The sequence below is a fragment of the Pseudoalteromonas sp. PAST1 genome, from assembly GCF_021532515.1.
In the GTDB taxonomy this organism is placed as follows: Bacteria; Pseudomonadota; Gammaproteobacteria; order Enterobacterales; family Alteromonadaceae; genus Pseudoalteromonas; species Pseudoalteromonas simplex.
This window is the reverse complement of the sequence record NZ_JAKGBH010000003.1, coordinates 49506-64924: the sequence shown is the minus strand read 5'-3', so window position 1 is coordinate 64924 and position 15419 is coordinate 49506. Positions and strand designations below refer to the sequence as shown.

Genomic DNA, 15419 nt, shown 5'->3' with positions numbered 1-15419 from the left:
ATTCCTATTTATTCATCTTCGAGAGAGTAAGGCAGAGCTTGAATAGATAACTCTACCTGAGGGAGGTGTTTTGCTCGCAAAATTTGGCCTGCTTCATTATCGTTCGGAAGCACAACAAGGCCCATTAAGGTTTGCGTTTGTTGATTATAACTTTGGCTAATAAGCTTGCCTGCTCGGCGCCAGTTTTCGCCCAGTTGGGTTTCAAGTTCTAGCTCATCAAGCAAGCCTTCAGCTTTGCCCGAAACTATATACATAGCACGTTTATTTTTGCCTAGGTATTTCATACGGGCGACGGTTTCTTGCCCTGTGTAGCAACCTTTTCTGAAACTGATACCACCAAGCGCTTGCAAGTTAACCATTTGCGGTACATATTCGCCAATAGCGTCGCTGTTTAATGACGGCTCGCCTGCGGCAATAGCTGCCTGTTGCCATAACGCGTCATCATCAAGGGCTGTTATGTCATCAGGTAAGCTAAATTCTTCGTTGACCATAAGCAATACGCGGTTATCTGCAAGCTTTAACGCTTTACCGCCAGCAAAATCGACAGCGTTGTGCTCGTCGTCAAAATTAATTGCTAAGGTTTCTAGTGTCGCTGTTAGGTCATCACCTAGTAAGCCAATTAGCGGTTTTTCAGATTGCTGAATTTCTACTTGCGAAAAAACGGCGTATTTTTTTAACTCGACTAGCGATTGCTCTACCTCAGGTTTTGAGCCCGCAAGGTAATAGCTATCAAGGTGTGAAAACAACCTAAATACACCCCAAAGCTTGCCTTTTGCATTACAGTGGCCAGCCCAAAGGAAGTTATCATCAGTTAATTTGTTGATATCTTGCGTAATTTGTCCGTGAAGGTAAGACAACTTATCTTTGCCAGTTAGGCTGATAAGTGAATAAGATAAAGGACATGCGTAAACAGTCGACATAAAAACCTTCTTTACGATATGAATGAGCGCTAATGATAACTTAGTTAGGGTAGCAATTTAAATAGCTGTTTATTCGATAGCAATTTGGTAAACTGCAGACAAATAAGTACGAGGTTTAAAATGACTGAAATTCACAGTAAAGAACGTATTCGTTGGGCATGCCGTCGCGGTATGTTAGAACTAGATGTTTTATTTATGCCATTCGTTGAAGAAGCGTTTGACTCACTATCAAAAGAACAGCAAGCCGTTTTTCAACGCTTACTTGAGTGCGATGATCCTGATTTATTTGCCTGGTTCATGGGTCATGAAGAGTGTAAAGACCCAGAGCTTAACGGTATGGTCGCGTTAATTTTAGACCGAGTTCGTGTATAGATTTACCGTTACAAATAACACCCCCGACCACAAACCCTTTGTGGTCTTTTTTTGCTTAACAGCCATCACTTTATGCTTTGTTTACCAGCATGTTTTCGCTCAGCTGTTGGCTTGTTTAGCGTGCTTCTTCTTAGCCATTCTTAGTTTTAAAAAAGTCCAACAAGCACAGCCTGAAAAGGGTTTTATAATTTTAGAGCAAGCAGAGCTTAGATTTGTAAACGACAAACTTAAAATTCAAGGCCAGATAACAGCTAAAAGTTATGTGTTTGCTAATTTTGTAGTGCTGAGGTTGGCTGGGTTTTATCAATCACACTGGCTGATTATAAGCTCAGCCAGTGTTGATGAAGAAAGTTTCTCGCGCTTAAAGCGTGCAATTATTGCAGTGCAGCAACCGACTTAGGCGTTAAAATTGTCGGTGTTGGATTTTCGTTTTGCTCTGGGTAATCAATCGTGTAATGAAGACCACGACTTTCTTTACGCTCAAGGGCGCTGCGAATAATAAGCTCTGCAACCTGTACTAGGTTTCGAAGTTCTAATAAGTTATTTGTCACCCTAAAGTTTGCGTAATAGTCGTGAATTTCTTGCTGCAGTAATTCAACGCGGTGAAGCGCACGTTCTAAACGTTTTGTTGAGCGTACAATACCCACGTAATCCCACATAAATAACCTTAGCTCATGCCAGTTGTGGGTAATAACGATTTCTTCGTCTGAGTTAGTTACGCGACTTTCATCCCATAATGGTAAGGCTTCAAGGGCAGGGCTTGCATCGATTTTGCTCAGAATATCTTTCGCGGCAGCATGGGCAAATACAATGCACTCAAGTAGTGAGTTGCTCGCCATACGATTAGCACCGTGTAAGCCTGTGTAAGCTACTTCGCCAACCGCATATAAGTTATCTAAATCTGTACGGCCATTAAAGTCGGTCATAACACCGCCGCAGGTATAGTGTGCAGCAGGCACCACAGGAATGGCTTCTTTGGTAATGTCGAGGCCAACACTTAAGCATTTTGCGTAGATAGTTGGGAAGTGCTCAATGATAAAATCTTTATCTTTGTGGCTAATATCAAGGTACACACAATTCGCACCAAGGCGTTTCATTTCAAAATCGATGGCACGAGCAACAATATCGCGAGGGGCAAGTTCTTCGCGCTCATCAAAGTCTTTCATAAAGCGAGTGCCATCAGGGCGTTTTAAATACGCACCTTCACCGCGCATAGCTTCTGTGATCAAAAAGTTTTGCAGCTCTGGGTGATACAAACTTGTTGGGTGGAATTGGTTAAATTCCATATTGGCTACACGGCACCCCGCACGCCATGCCATTGCGATACCATCGCCACTTGATACATCTGGGTTAGAAGTATATAAGTACACTTTACTTGCGCCGCCTGTTGCCAGTGATACGAACTTAGCTGCGATAGTTTCAACTTTTTTATCTACACAATTCCAAACATACAAGCCGTGAACATGCTTGCCTTTTTTAGCTAAGCTTTTATCTGTGATTAAATCAATGGCATTGTAATTTTCTAACAGGGTGATGTTAGGGTGTGCTTGTACTTGGCTAATTAAGGTTGTTTGCACTGCTCGGCCAGTTGCATCGGCAGCATGTAAAATACGACGATGACTATGACCACCTTCGCGAGTTAAATGAAAACGTTCTTTACCTTTTGAATCGAACTCCATATCAAAAGGTACGCCTTGCTCAATTAGCCACTTTAAACATTTTTTAGCATTGCTTGCTGTGTAGTGAACCGCATCACGGTCACATAATCCGCCGCCTGCATCGAGAGTATCTTCAACATGAGATTCAATGCTGTCATTCTTTTTATCAAATACTGCTGCAATACCACCTTGAGCATATAAGGTAGAACCCTCAGTTAATGCGCCTTTACTAAGTACTGTCACCTTACAGTGATTAGCAAGCGATAAGGCAAGAGATAGGCCAGCGGCGCCGCTGCCAATGATAGCGACATCAGTAATGTGATGTTTATTTTGGTTCATGTCTGTGGTCTTTGCGGTTACAATGCTCGGCTAGTAGTGCCAAAAGTTTGAGCAAATAAATTTTTATGTGGTATACGTATATGTACCATATTTGCTTTAACACTATTAGTCATTTTAATACGTTATACCAATCTTATTAGTTTTATCGTCACATAAACAGTTTATTGTTAGCTGTTTTAAATTGTGAGTTTAATTTAGATAACCGTTGATTTTTAAGCAGTTATTGAGGTTGTCGTGTAATAAGATTGGTATGACTCAATTTATTTGCGTGCTATTTTATAAAAAAATCATTTTAAACTGAACTTTTATATTCATGGTGCAGTCAGAGTTTGTGTAAACAATGGCGAGTATATGAATAGCAAGCAAGAATCAAACAGAGGAGTACCGGCTCGAATGAGCGAGCAGGATTTGGATTTAGCGCTAGTTAAAAGGGTCCAGCAAGGAGATAAAAACGCCTTCAACCTATTAGTTAGAAAATATCAGAATAAAATTGCAGGTTTGATTTCACGTTATGTATCGAACCAAGGTGATGTTGCTGATGTCGCACAAGAAGCTTTTATTAAAGCCTACCGTGCTTTACCTAACTTTAGAGGTGATAGCGCCTTTTATACTTGGTTGTACCGTATCGCCGTAAATTGTGCTAAAAATTACTTAGTTGCGCAGGGTCGCAAACCCCCAGCTAACGATGTTGATGCCGAAGAAGCAGAATTTTATGACAGTGCAGATGCAATGCGTTCAAACGCATCGCCAGAAAACCTGTTATTAAGTGACGAAGTACGTGCTGTAATTTTTAATACGATTGATAGTTTGCCTGAAGATCTAAAAACCGCGATTACCCTTCGTGAAATTGAAGGTATGAGCTATGAAGAAATAGCCGTGGTTATGGATTGCCCTGTGGGAACGGTGCGTTCACGTATTTTCCGTGCCCGTGAGGCGATTGATAATAAATTGAATCCATTAATAGGTGAGTCTTAGTATGACAAAAGCAGACGTTAACAAGTTGGATAATGAGCAGTTGTCCGCGTTACTTGACGGCGAGCAGCAGTTAACTGATCAAGCGATCACAAACGACGATGTGTCTACATTTGGTCGTTACGCAATGATTGGTGATGTAATGCGTGCTGAGGCAAATAACAACGCTTTTAATTTTGACATTGCTGATGCAGTGGCTGAATCACTAGAGCAAGAACCTGTTTACGCAGATTTCGCGAATAAAACAACGGCACCAAAAAGCGAAGAAATCGTGGCGGCAACAGGCACTGATAACGTAGTAGCATTTAATTGGCGTCGTCCATTTGCCCAAGTGGCCATTGCTGCTAGTGTTGCCATGTTTGCTATTGTGGGCGTACAAACTTTGCCACAAAACAGTGAAGTGCCACAAAATGACATCCCAACATTACAAACTGTACCATTAACCGGTATGGCCTCTCCTGTTAGTTACTCATCTGAGCAACCTGCATTAGAAAATGCAGAGCAAGGTTTACGTGAGTTACAACAACAGCGTATTGGTGCATTAGTGCTTGAGCACCAACGTCAAGCACGTGTTGCATATTCGCTAGAAAAATCGCAAACTGCAGAAAATGCAGACGAGGAAAAAAACTAATTAAATGAAAGTTTTTACTTTTATTTTGTCGCTGGTATTAACGGCTCCAGCCATTGCCAGCGACGAAAATCCCGCCAAGACTTTATTAAATGATATGGCTATGGCCGTTCATACTCGCAACTTTGACGCATCATTTGTGGTTGTAAAAGGCCAAGCCATGGAACCCTATCGCTGGTTACATGCAAAACAAGGCGATATTGAGCTTGAGCATTTAAGTTTACTCAACGGCGCTGGCCTAGAAATGGTGCGCGTTGATGATCAAGTGACCTATTTTGAGCCTCATTCTGAGCCTTATTCAGTGAAAACAGACTCTATAGCCGGGCCAATTCCTGAAGTGCTTTTTAAAGATATCAATCGGCTAAGCGCTCACTATGATTTTGTGCTTGGCGGAAAAGGCCGTATTGCAGGGCGCTCAGCACAGTTAGTGCGTATCGAATCAAAAGATGAATACAAATATAACTATTGGATTTGGCTAGATACTGAGTCATCGTTGTTGCTTAAATCTGCCTATGTGAATCACAAAGGTGAAATGCTTGAGCAGTTACAGTTAACTCATATCAGCGTAACAGAGCAGCCAGCACCTATGTTAGTTGAAATGCAAAACCGTGACTTTCCTGCGGTGTTGGCGACTAACGATTTAGCCAGCGATGGTGACGGCGCAGCGAATGATTGGAAAATTGGTTGGCTCCCTGATGGCTTTAAGTTATTAAAGTCAGATCGCCATAAACTTGATTTAAATAATGAACTTGCTGACTATTATTTATATTCAGATGGGTTTGTTGAAGTGTCTGTTTTTATTCAAAGACCGTTACCTGGAAAGCGTGCAAGCGGCGCTTTAACCTCAGGTGCAACGACTGTGTATGTGCACAATGGTGGTAGCTTTGATGTATCGGTTGTTGGTAATATCCCAGCTATGACAGCCAAAGCTATAGCTGAGTCGGTAGCGCGACCTCTTTAAATCATGATTGAACAAACACTCACTGTCGTGTCAGTTAAAGGCACGACAGCGAATTTAGAAGCAGAACAAAAGCAAGCCTGTGCCGGCTGTAATGGTCGTTGTGGTTCGCAAGTTTTTGCAAAGCTGTTTGGAACAGCTAAAAAAACCTTTCCTTATACCTTCGAAAAAGAGCTCCAAGTAGGGCAAAAAGTAACTTTAGCACTCGATGATAGCCACTTAGTTAAACACGCTATGGCTGTTTACATGCTACCCCTTTTGTTTAGTTTAGGGTTTGCTTTAATCGCATTTTCGGCTTTTTCGCTTGCCGAAGGCTGGCAAATTTTAGCCGCCGTGATTGGTGGTTTGACGGGCTATGCGATAGCAAAATCAAGGGTTAAGAGCCTGAAGCATGATATTAAAGTAATAAAAATTCACCCAATTACTATTCCTTTCACTCAAATAGATGGTGATTAAAGCCAATTAAATGTAAAATTGTCGCTTTATACACTTAGTCCATTTTATATAGAAGTTTAGAATCCAGTTTATGAAGCATATCCGTAATTTTTCGATCATCGCCCATATTGACCATGGTAAATCGACTCTCTCTGACCGTCTTATCCAAGTTTGTGGTGGTTTAACAGACCGTGAAATGCAGCAGCAGGTGTTAGACTCAATGGACATAGAGCGTGAGCGTGGTATTACCATCAAAGCGCAAAGTGTAACGCTAAATTATAAAGCTAAAGACGGCGAAACATACCAGTTAAACTTTATCGACACGCCAGGACACGTTGACTTCACATACGAAGTATCACGTTCACTTGCAGCCTGTGAAGGTGCACTTTTAGTTGTTGATGCGGGTCAAGGTGTAGAAGCTCAAACTTTAGCTAACTGCTACACAGCAATCGAAATGGACTTAGAAGTTATTCCAGTTCTAAATAAAATCGACTTACCACAAGCCGATCCACTTCGTGTAGCAGAAGAAATTGAAGACATCATTGGTATCGATGCCCTAGATGCAGTGCAATGTAGTGCTAAAACGGGTATTGGTATTGAAGAAGTACTCGAAATTATTGTTAAAGATATTCCGCCGCCAGAAGGTGACAAAGACAAGCCACTACAAGCGCTTATTATTGATTCATGGTTTGACCCATACCAAGGCGTTGTATCATTAGTACGTATTAAGCACGGTGAATTGCGCTCGGGCGATAAAATTAAGATCATGTCGAATGATCAAGTTCATATCGCAGATAAAGTGGGTATTTTCACACCAAAACAAACCAACACGGGTATCCTAAAAACCGGTGAGGTAGGCTTTGTTATTGCGGGTATTAAAGAAATCCATGGTGCACCTGTAGGTGATACCATCACTTTACAACGTAACTCTGCGCCAGAGCGTTTACCGGGCTTCCAACGCATTAAACCGCAGGTTTATGCAGGTATGTTCCCAATTTCATCAGATGACTATGAGTCATTCCGTGATGCGCTTGATAAATTAAGCTTGAACGATGCGTCGTTATTCTTCGAGCCAGAAAACTCAACAGCACTAGGCTTTGGTTTCCGTTGTGGCTTCTTAGGTATGCTACACATGGAAATCATTCAAGAGCGTCTTGAGCGTGAATACGACATTGATCTTATTACCACTGCGCCAACAGTAATCTACGAAGTAGAGACTAAAGACGGAACTAAACAGATAGATAACCCGTCTGACTTACCGCCAGTGAATAATATTCTTGAAATCCGTGAGCCAATTGTTGAAGCTAACATATTAGTTCCGCAAGAGTTTTTAGGTAACGTAATTACGCTTTGTGTTGAAAAGCGTGGTATGCAAACTAAAATGAGCTACCATGGTAAGCAAGTTGCGGTGACGTACGAATTACCGATGGCTGAAGTAGTCATGGACTTTTTTGATAAGTTAAAATCAACAAGCCGTGGTTTTGCATCGCTTGATTATAACTTCAAGCATTTCCAAGCTTCAGACATGGTACGTGTTGACGTATTAATTAATGGTGAGCGTGTTGATGCGTTAGCGATTATTGTTCACCGTGATATTGCACAATCACGTGGTCGTCAGTTAGCTGAAGCACTGAAAGACTTAATTCCACGTCAGCAGTTTGATATTGCGATTCAAGCAGCGATTGGTCAGCATGTTATTGCCCGAACAACCGTTAAGCAATTACGTAAAAACGTAATCGCAAAATGTTACGGTGGTGACGTGAGCCGTAAGAAGAAACTGCTACAAAAACAAAAAGAAGGTAAAAAGCGAATGAAGCAACTAGGTAACGTTGAAGTACCTCAAGATGCATTCTTAGCTATCCTTAAAGTTGGTAAATAATTAGAAGTAAATAAAGGAATTAATGCATGGCGGGTTACTTTTCTATTTTCTTAGTGTTGTTAACGCTAGGCTCAGGATTAATTTGGTTAATTGACCACTTTATGTATGCGCCAAAGCGTCAGCAACGCATTGCCCTTGCTCAAAATGCAGCAGGTGGTGAACTAGACGAAGAAACCGCCGCATTAATTGCGCCTGAGCCAAGTATCACTGAAACGGCTAAGTCAATTTTTCCGATGATTGCAGCGATCACGATTTTTCGCTCTTTCATTTTTGAACCGTTTCAAATTCCATCTGGCTCAATGATGCCAACCCTATTAGTGGGTGACTTCATTTTGGTACAGAAGTACTCATATGGCATCAAAGACCCAATTTGGCGCAGCCAGTTAGTTGATGTTGATGAACCTGAACGTGGTGATATTGTGGTATTTAAATACCCATTAGACGAGCGTGTAGATTACATTAAACGTACGATTGGTTTACCGGGCGATAAAATTGTTTATCGCAATAAGCACCTTTATATTCAGCCAAAATGTGCCGAAGGTGAAACGCAGCAAGGTGATTTGCTGTGTAATGAATACAACAAAATTGATATGGAAATCCTCAATAGTGACGAGTTCAAGCAGGGTTCGATGAATTTAGTGCGCTTAGAAGAAAACCTAAGCACATTGAATCATAACATTTTAATTAACCCGCAAGCTCCTGAAATGAAAGGCCGTTATTATCAACAACCAGGTACACGCTCTGATGAGTGGGTTGTTCCTGCCGATCATTATTTCATGATGGGTGATAACCGTGATAATAGCCAAGACAGTCGCTTTTGGGGCTTTGTACCTAAAGAAAACTTGGTAGGTAAAGCCGTCTTTATATGGATGAGTTTTGAATTTGAGAATGGCCCAGATGACTTTTTACCAGGCTGGGTTCCAACTGGTGTTCGTTTTGAACGCCTAGGTAATATTCAGTAACGATGAAAAAAAACGTAACAGAGTTATACAACAAAATAGGTTATACATTTACTGATCAAGCTTTGCTTGAGCAGGCAATGACGCACCGCAGTCATAAAGGTCAACATAACGAGCGCTTAGAGTTTTTGGGCGATTCGATTTTGAGCTTTGTGATTGCGAATGCGCTTTACACTAAATTTCCAAAAGCACGCGAAGGTGATTTAAGCCGCATGCGTTCGACCCTAGTTCGTGGTCAAACGTTGGCTGAATTTGGCCTAGAGTTTGGCTTAGGCGATTACTTACGCTTAGGTCCAGGTGAGCTTAAAAGCGGTGGTTTTCGCCGTGAATCAACCCTTGCTGATGCCGTTGAGGCGATTATTGGTGCGGTGTTCTTAGACTCAAACATTGAACAATGTGGTGAGTTAATTTTAAGCTGGTACGAGTCGCGTCTTGATGCAATTTCGCCGGGCTTAAATCAAAAAGATCCGAAAACATTACTTCAAGAATACTTACAAGCGCGCAAATTATCGTTACCTGGCTACACTGTAATTGATACAAAAGGCCAAGCGCACAATCAAACATTCACGGTTGAATGTATTGTTGAAGGGATGGATAGCATTATCTCAGTAGGTAGCTCACGTCGTAAAGCTGAGCAAAAAGCCGCTGAAAAAGCCTTAAAGATACTTAAAAATGAATCTTGATGATTTAATTAGCAAAGAACCTGCAGAGCTAGACACGCACTGCGGTATGGTTGCCATTGTTGGCCGCCCAAATGTAGGTAAATCAACCTTACTTAACTATATTGTTGAGCAAAAGGTGTCTATTACCTCGCGTAAGCCACAAACCACACGACACCGTATCATGGGTATTCATACCGAAGGTAAATACCAAGCTGTTTATGTGGATACACCAGGCTTACACGTAGAAGAAAAACGCGCTATTAACCGTTTAATGAACCGTGCTGCATCAAGCTCAATTGGCGATGTAGAACTGATCATCTTTGTGGTTGAAGGCACACACTGGAACGAAGACGATGAGATGGTACTAAATAAAGTACGTCAAAGTGGTCGCCCAGTGTTATTAGTTATGAATAAAATTGACCAAGTTAAAGACCGTGATTTAGTGCTTCCGCACATGCAGTTTTTAGGTGGTAAGTATGATTTTGTGGCTATTATGCCGGTCTCTGCGAAGCAGGGTAAAAATATTGATTTAATCAAAGATGAAGTGAAAAAGCGTTTACCGCTTTGTGAGTTTTACTTCCCTGAAGACTACGTAACAGACCGTTCAATGCGCTTTATGGCAGCTGAAGTGATCCGTGAAAAGCTGATGCGCTTTATGGGTGATGAGTTACCATATTCAGTCACTGTAGAGATTGAACAGTTTAAATGGCAAGAAAACGGTGTTTGGCAAATTAATGGTTTGATCCTCGTTGAGCGTGAAACGCAAAAGCGTATGGTGATCGGCAATAAAGGCGAAAAGCTGAAAGTTATTGGCCGTGAAGCTCGTAAAGACCTTGAAGATATGCTTGATAACAAAGTGTTTTTAGAACTTTGGGTAAAAGTGAAGTCTGGCTGGGCCGACGATGAGCGTGCGCTACGTAGCCTTGGCTATGGTGAAGACTAAGTAAAGTCTTACACGCCATGGATAGCGAATTCTACACAGCATACTTGCTGCACCGACGTCCATTTAGCGACTCGCAAGTCATGCTCGATATGCTGGTAGAAGGCGTAGGTCAGCTGAGAATGCTGGCCCGTGTTAGTGGTCGCCAGGCCACTAAACATAAAGCACAATTACAACCTTTCCAATCTCTGCTCGTACAATATAACGGCAAGTCTGATTTAAAATACATTAATCGTTTTGAACCCCATGGCCGGCAAACTATGTTGCAGGGTACCGAGCTTTATTGCGGCTTCTATATGAACGAATTAACCAATCGTATCGTACCTATCAATGAGCCGATGGAAAGTGTTTATCATCTTTATAAACAGCATCTAGGTGAATTATCAACCACTAAAAACCTGCAAGCGGTGCTTCGCTCTTATGAGTTTCAGTTACTTGAAATGCTTGGTTATGGCGTTGATTTTAGTGTTGATGCCGAAGGTGATGAAATTATCGATGCAGCAAATTACCAGTACTTTGCTGAATACGGTTTTTTACTGCATGACGACCCCCATAGTGGTTTTTCAGGAAAGCAATTAAATGCCATAGCAGCTCATGACTTTAGCGCCCCTGATGTGTTATATATGGCAAAGCAATTAAGTCGATACTTACTCAAGCCTTTACTTGGTAAAAAGCCATTAAAAAGCCGTGAGTTATTTATTAAGTAGGCTGATGTTCAGCCTTGAATCGTTGTTTTAAACAGGTAAAAAAATGAAAGATATTCTTCTTGGTGTAAACGTTGATCACATTGCCACTTTACGCCAAGCGCGTGGCACGAGTTACCCAGATCCTGCGCATGCTGCAGCTGTTGCAGAGCATGCTGGTGCAGATGGTATCACCATTCATTTGCGTGAAGACCGTCGTCATATTCAAGACCGCGACGTATATGTGATGGCAAAAACGATTCAAACACGTATGAATCTTGAAATTGCAGTGACCGATGAAATGATCGACATCGCCCTTGAAGTGAAACCTGCTTATGTTTGTTTAGTGCCTGAAAAGCGTGAAGAGCTCACCACAGAGGGTGGTCTTGATGTTGTGGGTAATTTTGAAAAAGTAAAAGCAGCAACAGAAAAGCTAACAGCAGCAGGAATTAAGGTCTCGTTATTCATAGATGCCGACAACGCACAACTTGACGCTGCAAAAGCGTGTAATGCTCCATACGTTGAAATTCACACCGGTGCTTATGCTGATGCTGAAAATGACGAAGAGCTTCACACTGAGCTTGAGCGTATTCGTAGCGGTGTACAATATGCCGATAGCCTAGGTTTAATCGTTAATGCCGGTCATGGTCTTCATTACCACAATGTAAAACCCATTGCGGCAATGCCAGAAATTTATGAGTTAAACATTGGTCATGCGATTATTGCCCGTGCAGCGATTGATGGTTTAGAAAAAGCAGTCAGCGATATGAAACGTTTAATGATTGAAGCAAGACTTTAAGCTGACGCCTTTAATAAGAGCCAGCAAATTTGAATACTGAGCGCGGTGGATGTGATATCCACCGCGTTTTTTATTTACTCAGATAAACAATAAATTGTGCAAGCAATGAAGATAGCCAAGGGGAAAGGCAGAGTAGGACCACTAAATATTGATGCTTTTTCTTAAAGCTTTTTAAAACAGCGTCATCTATTGCCGACAATTCACCTTTCTTAATTGAATGAATAACCATTGAGTCAGGTTTTGTTCTCATTAATCTGGCTTGGCTTTCGTATGTTTGCCACAGCTCTGTGTAATTGGTTTTTACGTATTCGTTTGCCATCCCACTAAGCTTTTTAGAACTGAGTATGAACCAAAAGAACGATAATGATGTAAAAAACAAAAATAAAATAAAAAACATTAATCTTCCTTGATATCCTTCGTAACTTTTAACGTTGCTGCTCAAGCATTCCAGCATCGCTCAACAAATTATTTAGCTCATCAACAAGCTCAAACAATTCAGGCTCAATGTAATTTAAATCGCAATCACCTTTTAGTGCTGTCTCGAGTGTTTCGGCGAGGGATTTAAGTTTTGGCACACCAGTGTAACAACATGCGCCATGGAACTTGTGCACAATGCTAAGCACATGTTCACAATCTTCTTTTTCTATAGCTTCATTGAGCAGACGCAAGGTTTCCGGCACGCTGAGTAATAACATATTGAGCATTTCTAGTGCTAGCTCTTCTTTACCGCCAGCACGTTGTAGTGCTAACTGCCAGTCTAAGCGGGCACTTTCAAATGGAGGCTCTGAATTAATTGCCGGAACTTTGTTGCGTTCGCGGTTAATCGGTGATTGTGGACTATGATCGCTAATTATCTGCTTTAGCATATCTTCATCAATAGGTTTGGTTAAATAGCCTTTAAAACCATCCTTAAGTAGCTGTTCTTTTTCACCCGCTAGGGCGTGAGCGGTTACAGCAATGATAGGGGTATCTTCATTAAGAGATGACTCGCGAATAAGTTTACATGCGGTAATACCATCCATAATTGGCATTTGGATGTCCATGAAGATTAAGTCATATTTGTGGCTTTTACTTAAGCTGTAAGCTTGTGAACCGTTGTGTGCGGTATCTATCAGTTCTATTTGTTCATCAAGCAAGGTGCAAATAAGTTTAAGGTTGGCATCGTTATCGTCTACAACCAGTACTTTTAGCGGTAATAGTTTTTCATCGCCTTGTTCAATGTTATGTACAGGGTGATCAAGGCGATAAGGTGCAGCAAGCACTTCGCATAATTTACGGTGGTTAAGTGGTTTGCTTAAGCACGCATCTGCTCCGCTGCCAATAAAGGCTTCGCGCATATTATGCGAAACTGTATTGAGCATAAGGTAAAGATAGTCAGTGACAGGGCGAACGGCTTTTACATAACTCTTGAGCTGTTGCATATCATCAATTGCAGCTGTATGACCGATAATACAAATATCGTAACTGAAGTCTTTGTTAATCTCAGCTAAGAAACTTTCTTCATCTAAGCAGGCAGTTACTCGTGCTTGCCACTCATTGAGCAATGACAGAGTCGCTTGGTGTGTATGCTCGTGAGGTTCAAGGTAAAGAATACGTTTATTAATTAATGATTGAGTCGGTAAGTCACTGGTAATTGAGTTACTTGGCGTTCTGAATACGGCATTGAACGTAAAGCAGGTACCATTACCAGGTGCTGAGTTTAGGGTGATACGGCCATTCATCGCTTCAACAATATGCTTAGTGATGATTAGCCCAAGACCTGTGCCACCAAATTTACGGGTGATACTAGAGTCAGCCTGGCCAAATGGGGTAAATAACGCATCTTGTTTATCCATTGGGATGCCTACACCAGTGTCGGTGACAGACACTAAAATAGAGGCGCGTTCTTCATCTAATAAGCGATAGCCAACATCAACTTTGATTGAGCCTTTTTCAGTAAACTTAATGGCATTACTTAACAGGTTGATTAAAATTTGTTTAAAGCGGGTCGGGTCGCCAGTTAAGTTGTCGGGTACTTGTGGGTGGATAAATATCGATAGTTCAAGTTGTTTTTCGTGAGCACTTGGTGCCAACAAGGTCATAACTTCATTAATATTGTCACGGAGCTGGAATTGCATTGACTCAAGCTCCATGGCTCCGGCTTCTAATTTCGAAAAGTCTAAAATATCGCTGATAATGGTAAGTAAACTATTTGCCGACAGTTCAATGGTATCAAGATAATCTTTTTGATGCTTATTCAGCGGAGTCTTATAAAGCTGGCGAGTAAAACCAATTACACCGTTTAAAGGTGTGCGTAACTCATGACTCATTTTAGCTAAGAAGTCTGATTTTACTCGGTTCGCATCTTGTGCATCTTTTTTAGCAATACTTAACTGAATATTTTGGGTTTCGTATTGTTCGAGTGTTTCACGGTAATCAGAGGTTGCTTGGTCAATGTGCTTTTGCATCTCATCACGTTGCACGACCATGGTTTCTGCAATGGTATTTAAACCTGTGCGTAATAACTCAAACTCACCAAACATTTTTTGATCAAGTCCAGTGTCTACTTTACCTTCAATAAGCTTGTCGGTAGCTAGTACTAACTTATTAAGAGGCTGAATAAACATGCGAGTTAGTCTAAACGCTAATACGATAGCAAGTATGAGCGCGAGTAATATCACTACGCCACTGACCAATAATGCTCGTTGCTGGCCAATAATGGCTTGTTGTTTGTTAAGCATGATCACCACAGTACCAAGTGATGCTTGATAGCTGTGATGATTCCAAATCGTGTCTTGGCGGCTATGATTAATTATGGCAGTGGAGAATGTTAAATAGTGCTCAGAATTTTGTACTTGGATGCCATCCATGTTGTTTGCATTGCTGCTAACAATTTCTTTGAACTCACTTTGGTATTTACTAAAAATCACTAACTCATTGTTTTCATCAAAAATAGCAATTGATTGGATAGCAGGGGAGTGTTTGTTGTGCGTATGACTAACTAAGCGAGTTAATAAGGCTTTATCACGCTTTAATAGCGGTTGCTCAACAGCAATGGCGAGGGGCTCAATAATAGTCACGCCCTGTTGATACAAAATTTCATCGAGCTCAATGTAACGATTTATTGTAAAATAACCGCCCAGCAACAAGCCTATGATCACAGTCGGTATAAGTGTAAGGGTTAAGACTGAGTCACGTAAGCCAAATTTAGTCATAAAGAATGTTGTTATCATTAT

16 protein-coding genes are annotated in these 15419 nt (G+C 41.3%); 12 read left to right on the top strand and 4 right to left on the bottom strand.

The window, feature by feature from the left end; genetic code table 11:
- Positions 1 to 8 precede the first annotated feature (8 nt).
- Positions 9 to 920, bottom strand: coding sequence for a tRNA-modifying protein YgfZ (ygfZ, locus tag L1272_RS02030; RefSeq protein ID WP_138619377.1), 912 nt, complete (start codon positions 918 to 920; stop codon positions 9 to 11).
- A gap of 120 nt (positions 921 to 1040) precedes the next feature.
- Here ygfZ and L1272_RS02025 point away from each other — a divergent pair, with 120 nt between their 5' ends.
- Together L1272_RS02025 and L1272_RS02020 are read left to right on the top strand one after the other, a co-directional pair.
- Positions 1041 to 1292: an FAD assembly factor SdhE gene (locus L1272_RS02025; protein WP_054562257.1), complete on the top strand. Its 252-nt coding sequence runs from the start codon at positions 1041 to 1043 to the stop codon at positions 1290 to 1292.
- Positions 1285 to 1692 carry a protein YgfX gene (locus tag L1272_RS02020; protein WP_235372630.1) on the top strand — a complete coding sequence of 136 codons (408 nt, stop codon included), beginning with the start codon at positions 1285 to 1287 and terminating at the stop codon, positions 1690 to 1692. Before L1272_RS02025 ends, L1272_RS02020 begins: the two co-directional genes overlap by 8 nt.
- On the opposite strand, the gene nadB is transcribed toward L1272_RS02020, so the two are convergent.
- Entirely contained in the window at positions 1667 to 3289 is a 1623-nt protein-coding gene (gene nadB / locus L1272_RS02015; RefSeq protein WP_054554331.1) for an L-aspartate oxidase, read from the bottom strand. The two genes, L1272_RS02020 and nadB, sit on opposite strands and share 26 nt — an antisense overlap.
- Positions 3290 to 3682: 393 nt before the next feature.
- Here nadB and rpoE point away from each other — a divergent pair, with 393 nt between their 5' ends.
- The 10 genes from rpoE (at position 3683) to pdxJ (ending at position 12204) form a co-directional block, all read left to right on the top strand.
- Complete coding sequence (gene rpoE, locus L1272_RS02010) at positions 3683 to 4264, top strand: RNA polymerase sigma factor RpoE (protein WP_036969086.1); 582 nt, start codon at positions 3683 to 3685, stop codon at positions 4262 to 4264.
- Between the two features lies 1 nt (position 4265).
- Positions 4266 to 4892, top strand: a complete 627-nt coding sequence (locus tag L1272_RS02005; protein ID WP_138600274.1) for a sigma-E factor negative regulatory protein — start codon at positions 4266 to 4268, stop codon at positions 4890 to 4892.
- Positions 4893 to 4896: 4 nt separating this feature from the next.
- The gene (locus L1272_RS02000) at positions 4897 to 5850 is read left to right on the top strand and encodes a MucB/RseB C-terminal domain-containing protein (RefSeq protein WP_054554333.1); all 954 of its coding nucleotides are present in this window, start codon (positions 4897 to 4899) and stop codon (positions 5848 to 5850) included.
- Between the two features lie 3 nt (positions 5851 to 5853).
- A complete protein-coding gene (locus L1272_RS01995; protein ID WP_054554334.1) occupies positions 5854 to 6303 on the top strand; it encodes a SoxR reducing system RseC family protein in 450 nt (149 codons plus the stop codon).
- Positions 6304 to 6373: 70 nt separating this feature from the next.
- Entirely contained in the window at positions 6374 to 8161 is a 1788-nt protein-coding gene (lepA, locus tag L1272_RS01990) for a translation elongation factor 4 (RefSeq protein ID WP_054554335.1), read from the top strand.
- A gap of 26 nt (positions 8162 to 8187) precedes the next feature.
- Positions 8188 to 9123: a signal peptidase I gene (gene lepB, locus L1272_RS01985; RefSeq protein ID WP_054554336.1), complete on the top strand. Its 936-nt coding sequence runs from the start codon at positions 8188 to 8190 to the stop codon at positions 9121 to 9123.
- A gap of 2 nt (positions 9124 to 9125) precedes the next feature.
- Positions 9126 to 9803 carry a ribonuclease III gene (gene rnc, locus L1272_RS01980; protein WP_054554337.1) on the top strand — a complete coding sequence of 226 codons (678 nt, stop codon included), beginning with the start codon at positions 9126 to 9128 and terminating at the stop codon, positions 9801 to 9803.
- Complete coding sequence (gene era, locus L1272_RS01975) at positions 9793 to 10725, top strand: GTPase Era (protein WP_235372629.1); 933 nt, start codon at positions 9793 to 9795, stop codon at positions 10723 to 10725. Before rnc ends, era begins: the two co-directional genes overlap by 11 nt.
- A gap of 17 nt (positions 10726 to 10742) precedes the next feature.
- Entirely contained in the window at positions 10743 to 11429 is a 687-nt protein-coding gene (gene recO, locus L1272_RS01970; protein ID WP_138600276.1) for a DNA repair protein RecO, read from the top strand.
- 43 nt (positions 11430 to 11472) lie between these two features.
- Complete coding sequence (gene pdxJ, locus L1272_RS01965; RefSeq protein ID WP_054554340.1) at positions 11473 to 12204, top strand: pyridoxine 5'-phosphate synthase; 732 nt, start codon at positions 11473 to 11475, stop codon at positions 12202 to 12204.
- 70 nt (positions 12205 to 12274) lie between these two features.
- Here pdxJ and L1272_RS01960 read toward each other — a convergent pair whose 3' ends face one another.
- Positions 12275 to 12601, bottom strand: a complete 327-nt coding sequence (locus L1272_RS01960; protein WP_138600278.1) for a hypothetical protein — start codon at positions 12599 to 12601, stop codon at positions 12275 to 12277.
- A 28-nt stretch (positions 12602 to 12629) separates the two neighbouring features.
- Positions 12630 to 15398 (bottom strand): two-component sensor histidine kinase BarA, encoded by a 2769-nt coding sequence (gene barA / locus L1272_RS01955; RefSeq protein WP_138600321.1) that lies wholly within the window; start codon positions 15396 to 15398, stop codon positions 12630 to 12632.
- Positions 15399 to 15419 lie beyond the last annotated feature (21 nt).

Coding starts and splice junctions, on each gene's coding strand:
- rpoE (WP_036969086.1), top strand. CDS start 3,683: ATGAGCGAGCAGGATTTGGATTTAGCGCTAGTTAAAAGGGTCCAGCAA.
- L1272_RS02025 (WP_054562257.1), top strand. CDS start 1,041: ATGACTGAAATTCACAGTAAAGAACGTATTCGTTGGGCATGCCGTCGC.
- recO (WP_138600276.1), top strand. CDS start 10,743: ATGGATAGCGAATTCTACACAGCATACTTGCTGCACCGACGTCCATTT.
- L1272_RS02000 (WP_054554333.1), top strand. CDS start 4,897: ATGAAAGTTTTTACTTTTATTTTGTCGCTGGTATTAACGGCTCCAGCC.
- nadB (WP_054554331.1), bottom strand. CDS start 3,289: ATGAACCAAAATAAACATCACATTACTGATGTCGCTATCATTGGCAGC.
- era (WP_235372629.1), top strand. CDS start 9,793: ATGAATCTTGATGATTTAATTAGCAAAGAACCTGCAGAGCTAGACACG.
- ygfZ (WP_138619377.1), bottom strand. CDS start 920: ATGTCGACTGTTTACGCATGTCCTTTATCTTATTCACTTATCAGCCTA.
- barA (WP_138600321.1), bottom strand. CDS start 15,398: ATGACTAAATTTGGCTTACGTGACTCAGTCTTAACCCTTACACTTATA.
- L1272_RS01995 (WP_054554334.1), top strand. CDS start 5,854: ATGATTGAACAAACACTCACTGTCGTGTCAGTTAAAGGCACGACAGCG.
- L1272_RS01960 (WP_138600278.1), bottom strand. CDS start 12,601: ATGTTTTTTATTTTATTTTTGTTTTTTACATCATTATCGTTCTTTTGG.
- lepB (WP_054554336.1), top strand. CDS start 8,188: ATGGCGGGTTACTTTTCTATTTTCTTAGTGTTGTTAACGCTAGGCTCA.
- pdxJ (WP_054554340.1), top strand. CDS start 11,473: ATGAAAGATATTCTTCTTGGTGTAAACGTTGATCACATTGCCACTTTA.
- lepA (WP_054554335.1), top strand. CDS start 6,374: ATGAAGCATATCCGTAATTTTTCGATCATCGCCCATATTGACCATGGT.
- L1272_RS02005 (WP_138600274.1), top strand. CDS start 4,266: ATGACAAAAGCAGACGTTAACAAGTTGGATAATGAGCAGTTGTCCGCG.
- rnc (WP_054554337.1), top strand. CDS start 9,126: ATGAAAAAAAACGTAACAGAGTTATACAACAAAATAGGTTATACATTT.